Annotated in this window: 15 protein-coding genes; 5 read left to right on the top strand and 10 right to left on the bottom strand. The window is 60.9% G+C overall.

Annotation, left to right across the window (positions count from 1 at the left end):
* Positions 1-219: 219 nt before the first annotated feature.
* Entirely contained in the window at positions 220-888 is a 669-nt protein-coding gene (locus tag CKW21_RS09395) for an MOSC domain-containing protein (protein ID WP_095193690.1), read from the bottom strand.
* Between the two features lie 114 nt (positions 889-1002).
* Between CKW21_RS09395 and CKW21_RS09390 the strand changes: the two genes are divergently transcribed.
* Positions 1003-1890, top strand: coding sequence for a LysR family transcriptional regulator (locus tag CKW21_RS09390; protein WP_095193689.1), 888 nt, complete (start codon positions 1003-1005; stop codon positions 1888-1890).
* A 119-nt stretch (positions 1891-2009) separates the two neighbouring features.
* On the opposite strand, the gene CKW21_RS09385 is transcribed toward CKW21_RS09390, so the two are convergent.
* The 4 genes from CKW21_RS09385 to CKW21_RS09370 are packed head-to-tail and all read right to left on the bottom strand — an operon-like array spanning position 2010 to position 5620.
* Entirely contained in the window at positions 2010-3023 is a 1014-nt protein-coding gene (locus CKW21_RS09385; RefSeq protein WP_095193688.1) for a nitronate monooxygenase family protein, read from the bottom strand.
* A gap of 3 nt (positions 3024-3026) precedes the next feature.
* Complete coding sequence (locus tag CKW21_RS09380; protein ID WP_095193687.1) at positions 3027-3581, bottom strand: cytochrome b; 555 nt, start codon at positions 3579-3581, stop codon at positions 3027-3029.
* A gap of 54 nt (positions 3582-3635) precedes the next feature.
* Positions 3636-5309, bottom strand: coding sequence for a cation/acetate symporter ActP (actP, locus tag CKW21_RS09375; protein ID WP_095193686.1), 1674 nt, complete (start codon positions 5307-5309; stop codon positions 3636-3638).
* On the bottom strand, positions 5306-5620 hold the full coding sequence (locus tag CKW21_RS09370) for a DUF485 domain-containing protein (protein ID WP_095193685.1): 315 nt from the start codon (positions 5618-5620) through the stop codon (positions 5306-5308). Before CKW21_RS09370 ends, actP begins: the two co-directional genes overlap by 4 nt.
* 250 nt (positions 5621-5870) lie before the next feature.
* Here CKW21_RS09370 and CKW21_RS09365 point away from each other — a divergent pair, with 250 nt between their 5' ends.
* Positions 5871-6770 carry a LysR substrate-binding domain-containing protein gene (locus CKW21_RS09365; RefSeq protein ID WP_095193684.1) on the top strand — a complete coding sequence of 300 codons (900 nt, stop codon included), beginning with the start codon at positions 5871-5873 and terminating at the stop codon, positions 6768-6770.
* Here CKW21_RS09365 and CKW21_RS09360 read toward each other — a convergent pair.
* Both CKW21_RS09360 and CKW21_RS09355 read right to left on the bottom strand, forming a co-directional pair.
* Positions 6754-7989: an MFS transporter gene (locus tag CKW21_RS09360; protein WP_095193683.1), complete on the bottom strand. Its 1236-nt coding sequence runs from the start codon at positions 7987-7989 to the stop codon at positions 6754-6756. The genes CKW21_RS09365 and CKW21_RS09360 overlap by 17 nt on opposite strands.
* Positions 7986-9212, bottom strand: a complete 1227-nt coding sequence (locus CKW21_RS09355; protein WP_095193682.1) for a YbfB/YjiJ family MFS transporter — start codon at positions 9210-9212, stop codon at positions 7986-7988. Before CKW21_RS09355 ends, CKW21_RS09360 begins: the two co-directional genes overlap by 4 nt.
* A gap of 347 nt (positions 9213-9559) precedes the next feature.
* Between CKW21_RS09355 and CKW21_RS09350 the strand changes: the two genes are divergently transcribed.
* Positions 9560-10588 (top strand): D-cysteine desulfhydrase family protein, encoded by a 1029-nt coding sequence (locus tag CKW21_RS09350; protein ID WP_095193681.1) that lies wholly within the window; start codon positions 9560-9562, stop codon positions 10586-10588.
* A gap of 68 nt (positions 10589-10656) precedes the next feature.
* Here CKW21_RS09350 and CKW21_RS09345 read toward each other — a convergent pair whose 3' ends face one another.
* Complete coding sequence (locus CKW21_RS09345; protein WP_095193680.1) at positions 10657-11178, bottom strand: hypothetical protein; 522 nt, start codon at positions 11176-11178, stop codon at positions 10657-10659.
* Positions 11179-11460: 282 nt separating this feature from the next.
* Positions 11461-12552 (bottom strand): DUF3616 domain-containing protein, encoded by a 1092-nt coding sequence (locus CKW21_RS09340; protein WP_095193679.1) that lies wholly within the window; start codon positions 12550-12552, stop codon positions 11461-11463.
* A gap of 268 nt (positions 12553-12820) precedes the next feature.
* Here CKW21_RS09340 and CKW21_RS09335 point away from each other — a divergent pair, with 268 nt between their 5' ends.
* Entirely contained in the window at positions 12821-13306 is a 486-nt protein-coding gene (locus tag CKW21_RS09335) for an adenosine-specific kinase (protein WP_095193678.1), read from the top strand.
* 19 nt (positions 13307-13325) lie between these two features.
* Here CKW21_RS09335 and CKW21_RS09330 read toward each other — a convergent pair whose 3' ends face one another.
* Entirely contained in the window at positions 13326-14021 is a 696-nt protein-coding gene (locus CKW21_RS09330; RefSeq protein ID WP_305885262.1) for a tRNA (adenine(22)-N(1))-methyltransferase TrmK, read from the bottom strand.
* Between the two features lie 261 nt (positions 14022-14282).
* Between CKW21_RS09330 and CKW21_RS09325 the strand changes: the two genes are divergently transcribed.
* Positions 14283-14804: a cupin gene (locus tag CKW21_RS09325; RefSeq protein WP_095193676.1), complete on the top strand. Its 522-nt coding sequence runs from the start codon at positions 14283-14285 to the stop codon at positions 14802-14804.

Here is a 14804-nt window from a genome sequence, read left to right as displayed (position 1 = left end):
CTGGAGCACGATCTACATCACAGGCAAAAAGCCTAAGGAGCTGCACGGCTTCCAAGTCCCTCCCTCGATGATCAGTCGAGAACTATCGCTCCTGATGGAGCGATAGTCGAGATACAAGGAGCTGCCGAAGGCTGCGATCTTTTGGGGCCGCTTCGCGGCCCGACGGGAGCAAGCGCCCTCGCCACAGATGGACGTGTTTGATTCCGCATTTAAGCGGAGTCAGGAAGCGCGCTTTTGAAGATACTTCGCCCGCTCGGACAGGCGTCGCTTCCAGTCTTCGGCCAGGCCACGGGTGGCCGCCAGTGCCAGGAGGTCGTCGATCAGCGGCCGGTGCGACAACTGCACCTGCCAGAACTGGTCGATGGAAAACCGTTCGTTGTACCGCTCCAGCAGTTCGATCCGGTCCCCCGCTTGCAGGAAACCCGGCTGAACAACGCGGTAATACCAACCGGTGATGCGCTCTCTGGCGACGAACATCGACATGTGCTCGGCATCAAAGCGGTGGTTGATCTTCCAGCACGGGCTGCGTGGCTGGGACACCTGCAACACCGTGCTGCCGACCTGGAACACATCGCCGATATGCACGTTGCATTCAGATAAACCATCCGCCGAAATGTTCTCGCCCAGGCTGCCCGCCACCAGTTGCGGGGCACTGTCGGCAAAGGCCTCTGCGAGTCGGTGATAGTTCTGCGCGGCGTACTGATGCACCGCCTTTTCCGGACCGCCGTGCACCCGGGTGTCGCCGTGCTGGTCACCGACAATCCCGTGCAGTGCCACGCGGACGGGGCCTTCGTGGCGCTGCTTGAAGATGCCCGTGCGTTGCCCCTCGGGCTGCAACACCCCCAGGCCGCCGGCGAAGACGTGGTCGATTTTCGTAGTCAGTGTCATCAGTCGAACGGCGCTCATTATTCGGTTTGGGCCACTTTACTAACCCCCGTCGACAGCCGTAAAGTGATCGTTAAATATAACCATAATCACTTTTAGAGATGGATGGTGACGATCATGGAAATGCGCCAACTGAAGATTTTCTGCGCCGTGGCCGAGCTGGGCAGCTTCACCGCCGCGGCGTTGCAGGTAAACACGGTGCAGTCCAACGTGACCATGCGCGTGAAAGAGCTGGAAGCCGAACTCAATCGCGAGCTGTTCATCCGCAAGAAGTCCGGGGTCGTACTGACATCGGCGGGCGAGACCTTCCTTGGTTATGCGCGGCGCATCCTGCAGCTGACCGACGAGAGCCGCAGCGCCTTGATGGACACCGGCAGCCCGACGGGGCTGCTGCGGCTGGGCTCGATGGAAACCACCGCCGCCATCCGCTTGCCGCAAGTGCTGACCAAGTACCGCGAGCAATATCCCGAGGTGCAGCTGTCATTGCTGACCGGCACCACGGTCGAACTGATCAAGGCGATTGAAGCCCATCGACTGGACGGCGCCTTCGTTGGCGGCTTCCACCAGAATTCGGCACTGGCCCAGGAAGAAGTGTTTTGCGAAGAACTGGTGCTGGTGAGCAGTAACCAGTTCGAATCGCTGCCGGCGCTGATGGACAAGATGCCTCAGCAAACGGTGCTGGTGTTCCGCACGGGCTGCTTCTATCGCTCGACCCTGGAAAACTGGTTCTACCAGGTCGGGCTGGTGCCTAATCAGATCATGGAACTGGGTACCCTCGACGGCATCCTGTCGTGCGTCGCGGCGGGCATGGGCGTGACCCTGCTACCCAAGGCCATCGCGGAAAACTGCAGCGTGCGCCATGCCATTCGCTGGCACACGCTGCCGCCGGAATTCGCCAACGTCTCGACCGTGTTCATCCGTCGCAACGACTCGATGATCACCTCGGCGATGAGTGCGTTCATTGGATTGGCGCAGCAGCAGATTACGCGGCCGGCGGTGGCTTGAACTACACCGGCAACCCCTGTGGGAGCGAGCCTGCTCGCGAAAGCGTCGGGTCAGTCGACATTGATGCTGAATGTGCTGCCGTCTTCGCGAGCAGGGCTCGCTCCCACAGAAAATCCGGATCACTGCCAGCCGAGTGTCCTTCTCTGCTCATTGAGCAAACGCCCTGTTGCGGCGTAGTCAGTGACGCTACTTTGCCGGTCCGGTTCGGTCTTAAGGCCACGCGCCAGCTCCGCCACCCGCTCGGCCGCCGGCACGACGCTGTGAATCTTGCCCACCCCTTGCCCCGCATACAGCGACAGCTTTTCAGCCATCCGCGGCTTGTCGATCGCCCGCGCACCGCCGCCGATGAAGCGCAGCAGGTTCCACTTGTCCCGGTTGGGGATCACCCGATGCGGTGTGCCGTAGGTCCAGCCGAACGAATAGCCGGTGCGGTACTCGGTGTCATCGGTGGTCGCTTCGACGATCTTCTGCTTGTACAGCGGATGGGCATTCGACTCATCGGTGGCAATGAACGCCGTGCCCACCACCACGCCGGATGCACCCAGCGACATCAATGCCCGCACATCGTCACCGTGGGTGATGCCCCCGGCCGCCAACACCGGCCGGCCCTCACAAACGCTGAGGATCGAAGTCAGCAATGGCATGATGCCGATGGTGCCGCGATTGAGGTGACCGCCGCTTTCACTGCCCTGGGCGATGATGATGTCCGCGCCTTGCTCGATGGCGATGTGCGCCAACTCCACCGACCCCGCCTGCACCATCACCACCAGCCCGGCATCTTTCGCCCGGGGGATCATGTCGGCGGAGTATTTCTCGGCATAAAACAACGACAGCAGTTTGGGCTTTTCCTTGAGGATTACCTGGAACTGCGCCTCGAACACATCCGGGCCGCCGAACTGCGGCACCAGGTTTACACCAAAGGGCTTGTCGGTGAGTGCGCGGGTTTCCTGGATCCAGCGGCGCAAGGCCAGGGGTGGCAGGCGCAGGCCACCGATGACCCCCATGCCCCCGGCATTGGCCACGGCCCCGACCAGTTGCGGGCCGGAAATGGCCGCCATGCCGCCGAGAAAAATCGGGTACTTCACACCGCAGAGCCGGGTAATGGCGTTACCGGCAAAATCGAATTCGCTCATGACTCACAGCTCCACATGTTTGCCAAGCATCCGCTTGAGCGTGTTGTTCTTCAGGAGAAAGTGATTCTTGACCGCGCCGAAGATGTGCAGCGCCAGACCGGCGAGGAACGCCGAGGCACCGATGTTGAACAGCACATCGACCACATGCTTCAACGCATCGTTGGCTGGCAGCACGCTCGGAATCCACAAGCCGCCGGGCAGTTCCAGCACCTCGCCCGCCGCCGAGCGTGAGGCCCACACCGCGATGGGCAGCAGCACCATCGCCAGGGCCAGCGACACCGCCACCGAGCGGCTGATGATCACTTCGATGGGGTTGGGTGTGCCCACCGGCAGCGGATGGTAAGAGGTGATCCGCGCCCAGAACCGATACGTCGAGACGAGAAACAGCATCAGCCCCAGCAGGTTTTGCACCCTGCCGAGTTCCTGTTGCAGTGCCGCGCTGGACGCATAGTCGATCAGCACTTGCAGGGCGAAAATCCCCAGCAGCGAAAACGCCACGACCCAGTGCAGTGCGACGGTGATCGGTGAAAATCTCAGGCCATTGTCTCTTAGTTGCATGGCTGTCTCCTTTGGCAGAATGCGCACATCAGGAAATGGAAGGACACGAAGGTCTCAGTGATTGACGGCCTGCGCGGCGCCGAGCCCGGTCTGGGCGCGGATCAACTGGTCGTCGAAACGCTCGCGCTCAAGCCCTGCCCCGTGGCTGCGATCAGTCACCGAGCCCAGCCAGGTGAAGAAGAACGCCACGTTCATCGAGATGATCGCCGGGTAGTCATAGGGGAAGATCGCCTCGGCATTGCCCAGCACCTTGACCCACACCGCCGGTGAGAGAATGACCAGGCCGACCGCGCTGATCAGGCCGGTGACACCGCCCATCAACGCGCCGCGGGTGGTCAGGCCCTTCCAGTACATCGAGAGCACGAGGATCGGGAAGTTGACCGACGCTGCGACACCAAAAGTGAGCGCCACCAGAAAGGCGATGTTCTGATCCTTGAACAGAATGCCCAGCACCACCGCGACGATGCCGATGCCCACCGACGCCATGCGCGAGACACGACGCTCATCTTTGGCATCGGCCTTGCCCTTCTTGACCACCATTACATACAGGTCATGGGAGATCGCCGAGGTGCCGGCCATGGTCAGCCCGGACACCACCGCCAGAATCGTCGCGAACGCCACGGCGGAGATGAAGCCGAGTAACAGATCGCCGCCCACGGCTTTGGCCAGGTGCATCACCGGCATGTTGCCGCCGCCGATCAGCTTGCCGGCCAGATTGCCGGACTCGTAGAAGGCAGCGTCTTGCCCGACGATGACGATGGCGGCCAGTCCCAGCACGGCGACGATCAGGTAGAAAAAGCCGATGAAGCCTGTGGCGATGAACACCGATTTGCGCGCCTGCCTGGCGTCCGGCACGGTGAAGAAACGCATGAGGATGTGCGGCAATCCCGCCGTGCCGAACACCAGCCCGAGTGACAACGAGATCAGCGACAGCGGATCGGCCACCAGTTTGCTCGGCAGCAGAATCCGCTCGCCGTCGTGGTGCGCGGCCACCGCCTGCTCGAACAACAGATCGAAGGAAAAGCCGAACTTGCTCAGCGCCAGAAACGCCAGCAAGGTCCCGCCCAACAGCAGCAACCCGGCCTTGATGATCTGCACCCAGGTGGTGGCGACCATGCCGCCAAAGGTCACGTAGACCGCCATCAACAGACCCACGGCGATCACCGCGTAGTTGTAAGGCAGGCCGAACAACAACTGGATCAACTGCCCGGCGCCGACCATCTGCACCACCAGATAAAAACACACCACCGTCAGCGAGCCGAAGGCGGTCATGGTGCGGATGCGGTTTTGATCGAGGCGGAAAGACGCAATGTCCGAGATGGTGATGCGCCCCAGGTTGCGGATGCGCTCGGCGAACAGGAACAACAGCAACGGCCAGGCGACGAAGAAGCTGATCGAGTACAGCACGCCATCGAAACCGTTGAAGAAGATCATGCTGGTGACCCCCAGCAACGCCGCCGCCGACATGTAGTCACCGGCCAGTGCCAGACCGTTCTGGAAGCCGGTGATACCGCCACCGGCATTGTAGAAATCGTCCATGGATTTGGTCTTGGAGGCGGCCCAGTACGTGATGCCCAGGGTCGTCACGACAAAGACCAGGAACATGCTGATCGCGGTGATGTTGATCGGTTGTTTTTCGACGTTCTGCAACACGTCGCCGGCCATGGCGCGCGCCGCGAATGTGCTCAGCAGGACAGGAAGGATGAGGTTTTGCAGAATGCGTTTCATACGATGGCCCCCGCACGGATTTGCGCGGTCAGGGCATCGAACTCGCCGTTGGCACGCAGGATGTAGAGCCCGGTGAACAACCAGGCGCCGACGATAAACACCAGGCCCAGCGGCCAGCCGATGTTGATGATGCTGGTGGCGCAAAGCTTCGTCGCTAGCAGGTGGGGGGCGAAAGCGGCGACGAGGATAAACGTGAAGTACGGGACAAGGGTGGCGGCGGTAAGGCCGGCGACAAATCGTCGCTGCCGCGAGACCAGTTCCTTGTAACGGGGATGATTGCGAATTCTGGCTGATTCGGTTGCATGGTTCACGTTGACTCCGTGTTGCAGTGGTTACGTTATTGTTGTTCCACAGCCTCAGACTCGAAGACTCGATCCGCCACTGGCTGCGGTATCTGTTGCCCCTTCAACCTATGCCCGGCATGCAATCATGTAAAATGATCATTTGTGATTCAGTTGATCGTTTTTGGTGAACCTGATACTCATCAAATTTCCCTTTCAGCAATCTCGAATAAGCCGTAGATTCTTCATCAGTTATTACTTTCTGAGATAGGTGAATTCGATGGATGTAGCGGATCTCAAGGTGGTGGATGCGGTCGCGCGCCACGGCAGCATGAACAAGGCCGCCAGTGAGCTGAACACCGTGCAGTCGAACGTTTCGGCGCGGATTCGCTCGCTGGAAGACGAGCTCGGCGTGGCGCTGTTTCAACGCAGCGCCAAGGGTGTGCAGGTGACGCCCGCGGGTCGGCGCATCCTGCCTTTCGCCGCGCGGCTTTCGAAGCTGCTGCTCGATGCTTCCAGCGCCGCCCGGGATGACGGCCATCCCAGAGGCGTGCTGGAAATCGGCACATTGGAAACCACCCTGGCCCTGCGTCTGCCTCACCTGATCGCGCAGTTCGCCAAGGCTTACCCCGAGGTTCGCCCAGTGGTACGCACCGGCACCACCTGCAGCCTGATTCAGGGCGTCATCGACTGTAAGCTCGAAGGCGCGTTCGTCGCGGGACCGGTCAATCACCCGGAACTGCACAGCGAAGAAGCCTTTCGCGAAGAGCTGGTGCTGGTGACCTCACCTGCCCTGCACAGCCTGGACGATGTCGCCAGCGTCGAGAACCTCAAGACCGTGGTGTTTCGCATCGGCTGCTCCTATCGCCAGCGTCTGGATACGCTGCTGACCAGCCTCGGTGTGCTGGCGCCCGAACCGCTGGAATTCGGTTCGATCGAAGCCATCATTGCCTGCGCTTCGGCGGGGGTCGGGGTCACGCTGTTGCCCCGGGGTGTCGTGGCCAATGCCGCCCGCGAGGGACTGGTGGCGGTGCATGATCTGCCGCCGGATCTGTCGGAAGTGCAGACCGTGTTCGTGCGGCGCATCGACGGTTACTTCTCCAGCGCGCTGGCCACTTTTCTGCACAGCGTGCGCATGGATGCCGTCCCTGCCCTGCCCCCCGCTACCGTGGCACTGTAGCGGCCGTCACCTGGTAAAATCGACTTTTCACCCAGCCGTTGATACCGGCACACAGCACCAGCAGCGCGCCGGTCACCAGGAACACAGGGTGCAAACCGAAATGCGCGCCGATCTGCCCACCGATCAGCGGCCCGATCACCTGCCCGGAAAACTGCGCCGATTGCAGATAGCCCAGAATTTTTCCGGTGCTGTGCTCTTCCACCGACTGGCGGATCAGCTTGGCAATCGCCGGCAGCAACCCGGCGATGGTCATGCCCATCAGGCCGCGCAACACCGCCAGTTGCCACCACTGCGTGACGAAGGCCTGGGGCACCATGACCAGACCGGTCAGCACCAGGCAACCGATGATCACGTTCCAGCTGCCGACACGATCAGCCAGCGCACCTAATTTGGCGGCGGTCAAAATACTGCCCAGCGCCGAACAGGCCATGACCACGCCGGCGATTCGCGCCTGATCGTCAAAAGCCACGCCCAAGTGACCGATGTAGACGGTGATGATCGGCTCGATCGACATGTTGGCCAGCAGCACCATCATCGCTGTCATCAGCAGCGCGGCGATGATCGGCCAGCGGGAACCGGCACCCTCGCCCTGATTGTTCTTGTCGTGCCGCGCGCCATCCGTCCCGCGCTCGAAATCCTCGCGGATCAGCACGATGGTGGTGATCGCCGCCACCGCGATTATTGCGCCACCGACAAAAAAGGTGCCGCGAATACCAACAAGTTGCGGCAGAAATCCACCCACCAGCGGCCCGATCAGATTGCCGGACAAGGCCCCGGTCGACAGCACGCCCAGCGCCCAACCCGCTTTCTCTCGCGGGACCTGGGAGCCGATCATCACAATGGACGCAGACGCGTATCCACCAATCAACCCGGCGACCAGGCGCAGCACCACCAGATCGGTGACGTCGCGCGCCAGCCCGATCAGCGACATCACAATCGCCATGCCGATAGCGGCGCGGACCAGCATCGGTTTGCGACCATACCGATCGGCCAGCCGCCCCCACAGCGGCGCAGTAATTGCCGTGCCGAAAAACGTCGCACCGAAAGCCACGGCCGACCACTGCACCACATCGGCCTGAGCGGTGACGCCCAGTTGTTGCACATACAGCGGCAGGAACGGCAACAGCATGCTCAGGCTCACCAGCGTGGTGAACGAACCGAACACACAGACGGCCAGGTTGCGACGCCAGTAAGAAAGGTTGCGATCGGCATAGTTCACGAGGACAAGTGCTCCGCTGGCTGGGCACCGCGCAGCGCCGCCACTGCATCAATGACAAAGGCAATCAGCATGGCTGCGGTTCCAATCAGGAACAGCAGGCTGTAATTGCCACCGCTGTACGAAAACAAGAACGACAGGCCATAGGCGGCGACTGCCTGGAACAAGGCGAACCCCACCGTGGCGGTCTGCCAGGCCGAGCTCTGTTGCGCCGGATGCCGGGGGAGAATTTCCTGTATCCGCCCCAGTACCAGCGGCACGGTGCCAGTGACAAAGGCGCCGACGATCACGCTGGACGCCATCAGCCACACGCTGCCGAGCCCGAAGGCCGGCACCGCGACACTGATGGCCTCGATGATGAACGACACCCGCAACGCACGACCGAAGCCGACCCGGTCTGCCAACACGCCCGCCAGCAGCGGCCCGACGGTGGCGCCAATGCCGAACAGCACCCAGTACTGCGCGCCGGTTTGCAGGCCCTGGCCCAGGCCCCGGGCGACGAAATCCACCAGGAAAATCATGTGCGGCACCCAGCCGGCGGCGTTGAGCGCGTACTCGACATACAGTGCCTTGAGGGTGCCATTGGGAGGTGGACGGCGGTGATGGGCGATGCTGGACGCCTGGGTGTTTTCGCTCGGCCATCCGCGCCACGCAATCGCGGTCAGCAACAGAGCAATCACGCCCAGCCCCAGCCAGGTTTGCGCCAGCCCCTGTTGCAGCAGCAACGGCACCAGGGTGCCGGACGCCGCAATCCCTACCCCGACTCCCATGAAAATCACCCCGCCCGCCAGCCCTCGGCGAGAGGCTGGTACATGGGCGAGCACCGTCGGCGCAGCCAATACCATCAGCGCCCCGCCGGCTACCCCCGAGAGAAATCGCCAGGCGAAGAACCAGGCGAAGGAGACGGGATATGCGCAGGCGAAAAACGCGATGCTGGCCAGCAGCATCATGGCCCTGAGGGTGAACCGCGTTGAGGTTTTGCCCGCCAGTGAACGCCCGAAAAGCGCCCCGGCCAGATACCCCGCCAGGTTGGCCGCGCCGAGGTAGGCCGCCCTGGAAGCGTCAAACCAATGAGCGCTGACAATCGCCGGTAACAGCGGTGTATAGGCAAATCGCGCCAGGCCGATGCCTACAAGGCTCGCGGAAAAACCGGCCACGGTGCCGCGCCATGGGTTGGCGGGTTGTAGCGCGGTGGCGGGGATTGCTGGCTTCACGCTGTTCATCATCGGCCCTTCCATTCTTCAGTCGGGCTGACTCTACGCGCGAAGGCGATATCTCAAGAAACGAATTAAATAGGCAAGCACTATCTGTAAAAAAGATATGCGTACCCCAATCCAATGGGGGAGCGAGCCTGCTCGCGAAGACGGCAGTCCAACCACAGAGACTGTGGAGGATGTACCGGCCTCTTCGCGAGCAGGCTCACTCCCACAAGGGTATTGGGTACACCACGCCATCTGCGTCATTTGATTACACGGTGTATCAACAGAAATTCCGGGCGAGCGGTATATCTTCGCGCCACAGCTTTTTACAGTGATCGATCCACTCCGTTCCCTCACGCCAAGAGTGATCCTTCATGCCCCACGACTTGACCCATCTTGATGCCGCACTGGCCGCCTACCCCCGGGCGACACTGCTCGAAGGCCCGACACCGATCCAGAAACTCTCCCGACTCAGCCAGCTGCCGGAAATGAACGGCTGCAACCTCTACGTCAAACGCGACGACCTGACCGGTCTCGGCGGCGGCGGCAACAAACTGCGCAAGCTGGAGTTCCTGCTGGGCGAAGCACTGGCCGAGGGCGCCGATACCCTGGTGACCTGGGGCGGTCTGCAATCGAACCACGCCCGCCTGACCGCCGCCGTCGCGGCTCGCCAGGGCCTGGCTTGCGAGCTGATCCTGACCCCATCCGCCGTACGCGGCGATGACGACTTTTGCTACAACGGCAACGTCATACTGGACGCGCTGTTCGGTGCGAATATCCATCGACTTGCCTTGGGCGCCGCGCCTGACGCATACGCCGCCGAGTTGGTGGAAAAGCTCAAGGCTCAAGGAAAAAAACCCTTCGTCATGCCATTGGGCGGCTCCAGCCCCCGGGGCAGTCTGGGCTATACCGCCTGCGCCGGCGAAATCCTGCGCCAGGCAGATGATCTCGGCATCCGGTTCGATCAGATCATCGTTCCCAACGGTAGCGCCGGTACCCACTCAGGCCTGCTGGCCGGTATCACGCTGGCCCAGGCCTCCACGAAAATCGTCGGCTATTCGGTGCTGGCCACCGAAGAACAGGCATCGGCGGTAACCCTGGAAAAAACCCGGCAGGTGTTGCAACTCCTCGCCCCCTCCACCTCGCTGGCCGACAGCGCGATCAACGTCGATGGCAGCCAACGCGGCGAAGCCTACGGCGCGCCCACCGAAGCGATGCTTGAAGCGGTGCGCCTGCTGGCTTCCCATGAGGGTCTGCTTACCGACCCAGTCTACGGCGGCAAGGCGTTCGCCGGTCTACTGGCCGCCGTGCGCCGGGGCGACTACCCGGCGGGCAGCCATGTGTTGTTTGTGATGACGGGTGGGTTGCCTGGGCTTTTTGCCTATCGCAGTGCTTTCGACTGACCGTTTTTTCAGGCATAAAAAAACCTCCCCGGTTACAAACCTGGGGAGGTTGGATTGACGCAAGACAATCAGTTCTTGGCTTTGGCCATGTTGGTGAACAGTTCGGTCGGTACTTTCTTGCCGTTGGAGGTGAACTGGTTGGTGCGGAATTTGTAGACCTCGCCTTCGGAGAGGAAACCGTCTTTGTTGGTGTCCATCGCCTTGAACTCTTCACCGCCCTTCGGCGCCACGGTCAGCAGTTCTTTCAGGGAAACGCGGCCGTCGTGGTCGGTATCGGTACGGGCGAAGGAAGCATCGCCGCATTTGCCTTCACCGCACTTGCCTTCACCGGCCTTGGTCACTTTGGCGCCGGCTTCATCGGCCCCGCATTTGCCTTCGCCACACTTGCCTTCACCGGCCTTGGTCGCCTTGGCTTCATCGGCGCCGCACTTGCCTTCGCCACACTTGCCTTCGCTGGTCTTTTCCGCAGCGGCGAGTTGGTAGCCTTGTGGCAGTGCGTCAGCGGCGAAGGCGGTCGAAGCGAGGTTCATGCTGCCGGCCAGTGCAACTGCGATCAGGCCAATGCGGGATTTATTCGACATACGAGACATGGTTGTTACTCCGGATACAGTGTGCGGCCAGGCCGCTAAGGGTCATGCCACAAGGGCAATAAGCCGTGGTGCGAGGGCGTTTGCTTTCTCGCTGAGGCAGGGCTATTTGACTGCACACGTGTATCCCGGATGTATCCGGATCGAGGGGCATTTGTAAGCCAGTCTCCGAACACGGGGTTGGGATACACAGCGATACATATGCCCTGCTTTTTAATCCTGGCGAGCTGATTGCGAACGTTGCGCAGCTTGAAATGCAGTACCCTATGTCGTCGAGGCAGGGGGCTATTTCAGGATGAACAGATCCCCTTCCACGTCCGTATCGCCATGTTTACGACTCTGCGCCGCGGCGTCGTAGAGGATCAGGAGAACCTCCCCACGCTGTTTCCCCGACTCGAACAGACACATGCCCTCGGCATGATCGTTGCCTTGTCCAAAAGGCACCTCCAGCACTGTTTCCAATTGATCGGCAAAGACCACGCTTTCCTCATCGGGCACGAAACCACCGTGCCAGCGAAAGACCGTCACCGGACCGTCCAGCTCCATGGTGGGACCCGCCATGATCAACAGATCGTCGCCGCTCATGCATAGGTCACGCACCCCCAGGCCGTTTAGCGCAAAGAAGTGCTTACGGTAGCGGCGCCCACCTGGGCCAATCTTCTTGAGGACTAGCGTGTCAGTCGAGCCATCATCCAGTTCGGGCTCGATCTCCAATAGCACAGCCCAGCCGCGAAGGACCGGCCCTCGCAGCCCCAGCAAAAGGCGCGAGCCGATCACCACCAATCCTTCGATATCGAAACCGTTGTCTTTACCCGGAATACTCAGGAAATGGCGTAGCTGATCATCTTCAGCAATTTCCGCGGTCAGGTCGTTACCGACCTTATCGCCATGTAGCTGCGCCGCCGAACGCCCGTCGGCGTCCACCTTCCCGGCGAGCGTACAACCATCGTTCTGCTGTACCACCGGGATGCGGGCCAGTAAAAAGCGGTTGCCGTCCGCCTCTACCGTCGATAGCCGCTGGATATTCTTCTGCGCCGGCCTGTCGGCCTCAGCCTTCTTTCGTTTCAGGCTATGGGAACCCACCACCCAGAGGTAACCACTGGCATGGTCATACGCCAATCCCTCGATATCGATTTCAGCGTCTTGCTTCGGTATGGGCAGGTCGAGGTAATCCATGAGCGGGAATGATTGGTGCTCATTGCACGTCACCCCTTCGCCGGGTGCAGCGTCCTGGATTTTCAGACGTTCCAGGTTTGTGGTTTCGTCGTTGGCCACCCACAGTGTGTCGCCAATCTGCTGAGCGACCGAAAGGCCATCGCGCAACGGCCCGGACGCAGGATCAAATTTCAGCAACGCAGCATTGCTTCGCTCGCTCATGAACGCTCTCCTGTCATCATGGCGTAGTGCGCCGATTATTCAGAGCCGGATTTCCCGCAACTTATTCGTCCATTGCTTGCGATCGAGGCTAGTGGCTGGCCGACGATAATCAACGCCTTTCGCTAGTCTGTTTTCTCACAGTTGATAGAGCGCAGGGGAATAACCTGGGCGTGCCGGGTGGTTGCTGCTCTGTTGTGCGGGGCATGACTGGCTATGCTTGATCTGTTGCCAGACGCTGGCAGCCACATCGTGAACGGAGGTGTTTGAAATGCAACTCATCACGTTGAAAATCGATAAGCCGCAAGTGACGAACTTCATTTTGGGTCAGACGCATTTCATCAAGTCCGTCGAGGACATCCATGAAGCGCTGGTCAATGCGGTGCCAGGTATCCAGTTCGGCGTGGCGTTCTGTGAAGCTTCCGGTAAATGCCTGGTGCGATGGTCCGGCACCGACACCTCAATGATCGAACTGGCACAGAAGAATGCGCAAGCCATCGCCGCCGGCCATAGTTTCATCATTTTCCTGGGCGACGGCTTTTACCCGCTGAACGTGCTGAACACCATCAAAGCGGTTCCAGAGGTATGCCGTATTTTTTGTGCCACCGCCAATCCCACTGAAGTGATTCTGGCGGAGACGGAGCAAGGGCGAGCCATCCTGGGCGTCGTGGATGGCTTCTGTGCCAAAGACATTGAAGGCGACGAAGACATCCTCTGGCGCAAGAACCTGCTGCGGCAGATCGGCTACAAGTTGTGAATGGCAGAACGGACCGGGTTCACGCCAGCAGCTCGGTAATCCACCGGGCCTGGCGGGCAACGTCCTGTACCTTCTCTTCGGGAACGGCCTGCCGTGCCTTGGCGAAGCTGGTCAGGGTCTTCTGTTTCTGACGCAACCTGCGCTGCCATTTGAGCAGGAACGCCGGGCTGCGGGCCTGCATCTGCAACGGGCCGAAGTACAGTTCCTCGTCGGTGTAGATCACCGGCCCGTCGCGCTCGGCGACGATGATTTCGTAGTCGAAGCGGTCTTCGCGCAGCACGTCCTCGCAGAGGATACGGTAGTCATTTTCCATCAGCCATTGGCGCAGTGGCTGCTCGCCGCCGTTGGGCTGCAGAATCAGGCGCTCGTGGCCGCTCAGGCGTGCCTTGCCGCTGTCGAGGATGTCGCGGATCGTCTCGCCGCCCATGCCGCAGATACTGATCGCCGTGATCCCGTCTCCCGGCTCGATGGCCGCCAGGCCATTGGCCAGGCGCACGGTGATCCGCTGGTCCAGACCGTTCTCGCACACAGTGCGTTCAGCCGCGTGAAACGGAGTTAATGCCACCTCGCCGGCCACCGCCGCCTCAATGACGCCACGACGCATCAACGCCACCGGCAGGTAGCCGTGATCCGAGCCGATATCGGCCAGGCGCGACCCTGATGGCACATGTGCCGCCACACGCTCCAGGCGCATGGACAATGTCTGTTGGTTCAACTGTTGCCCCTTTTCACCACGAACGTCCGGCACCTTTGGTCGGATAGGGGCGTGATTCTGTCGAGCATCGCCGGGCATTTCAAATTTATGCGACCAGAGCCACAGGGCCTCCCGTGCTCGCAGAGCATTTAGCCACTATTGGCCACCCAAAAACTTCCCGACATTCTCATGAACAACCGAGGAATATCGAATGTCCCACTCGTTAGTGGCGCTTTCAAAAAGCTGATGTCAAGGCTATGCCCAATAGGGGGAGGACTTCTGATGGTTAGGTCGCAGGCTGTGGATGCTCCCGTACAAACCTTGTTGCTCGAGCGCAATGACTGGGTGCCCAACAACCCTCGCTTACCGGTGCTCATTTACATCAAGGCCATTGCCGTTCAACAAAGTGATCCGGCGGCTTTGTTCGAAAATATCTTCAGCGCCAATGGCTGGCCACCGCAATGGCGGTATGGCGTTCACGACTACCACCACTATCACACCCAGGGCCATGAAGTGCTGGGCATCGCCAGCGGCTTCGCGCGCCTGATGCTGGGGGGCCCGCAGGGTCGGGTGCTGGAAGTCAGCGCCGGCGATGTCTTGCTGTTACCTGCGGGCACCGCTCACTGCAATACCGAATCCAGCGATGACTTTCTGGTGGTGGGTGCTTACCCGCCGGGCCAGCACGCTGACATCTGTCGCGATGCGCCGACGCAGGAACAACTGGCGAGTATTCTCGAACTGCCGTTTCCCGAGCGGGATCCGGTTCAGGGTGTGCACGGGGCGGTCAGTCGACATTGGCTTTGA

The organism is Pseudomonas sp. Irchel 3A7, assembly GCF_900187565.1.
Taxonomy (GTDB): domain Bacteria; phylum Pseudomonadota; class Gammaproteobacteria; order Pseudomonadales; family Pseudomonadaceae; genus Aquipseudomonas.
The sequence above is the reverse complement of the archived record's forward strand: the minus strand, read 5'-3'. Positions and strand labels throughout refer to the sequence as shown.

Bases quoted from the DNA above. Each gene is read 5' to 3' on its own strand.
- actP (WP_095193686.1), bottom strand. From the start codon at position 5,309: ATGAAACGCATTCTGCAAAACCTCATCCTTCCTGTCCTGCTGAGCACA.
- CKW21_RS09355 (WP_095193682.1), bottom strand. From the start codon at position 9,212: ATGATGAACAGCGTGAAGCCAGCAATCCCCGCCACCGCGCTACAACCC.
- CKW21_RS09365 (WP_095193684.1), top strand. From the start codon at position 5,871: ATGGATGTAGCGGATCTCAAGGTGGTGGATGCGGTCGCGCGCCACGGC.
- CKW21_RS09395 (WP_095193690.1), bottom strand. From the start codon at position 888: ATGACACTGACTACGAAAATCGACCACGTCTTCGCCGGCGGCCTGGGG.
- CKW21_RS09340 (WP_095193679.1), bottom strand. From the start codon at position 12,552: ATGAGCGAGCGAAGCAATGCTGCGTTGCTGAAATTTGATCCTGCGTCC.
- CKW21_RS09385 (WP_095193688.1), bottom strand. From the start codon at position 3,023: ATGAGCGAATTCGATTTTGCCGGTAACGCCATTACCCGGCTCTGCGGT.
- CKW21_RS09345 (WP_095193680.1), bottom strand. From the start codon at position 11,178: ATGTCTCGTATGTCGAATAAATCCCGCATTGGCCTGATCGCAGTTGCA.
- CKW21_RS09350 (WP_095193681.1), top strand. From the start codon at position 9,560: ATGCCCCACGACTTGACCCATCTTGATGCCGCACTGGCCGCCTACCCC.
- CKW21_RS09390 (WP_095193689.1), top strand. From the start codon at position 1,003: ATGGAAATGCGCCAACTGAAGATTTTCTGCGCCGTGGCCGAGCTGGGC.
- CKW21_RS09325 (WP_095193676.1), top strand. From the start codon at position 14,283: ATGGTTAGGTCGCAGGCTGTGGATGCTCCCGTACAAACCTTGTTGCTC.
- CKW21_RS09380 (WP_095193687.1), bottom strand. From the start codon at position 3,581: ATGCAACTAAGAGACAATGGCCTGAGATTTTCACCGATCACCGTCGCA.
- CKW21_RS09335 (WP_095193678.1), top strand. From the start codon at position 12,821: ATGCAACTCATCACGTTGAAAATCGATAAGCCGCAAGTGACGAACTTC.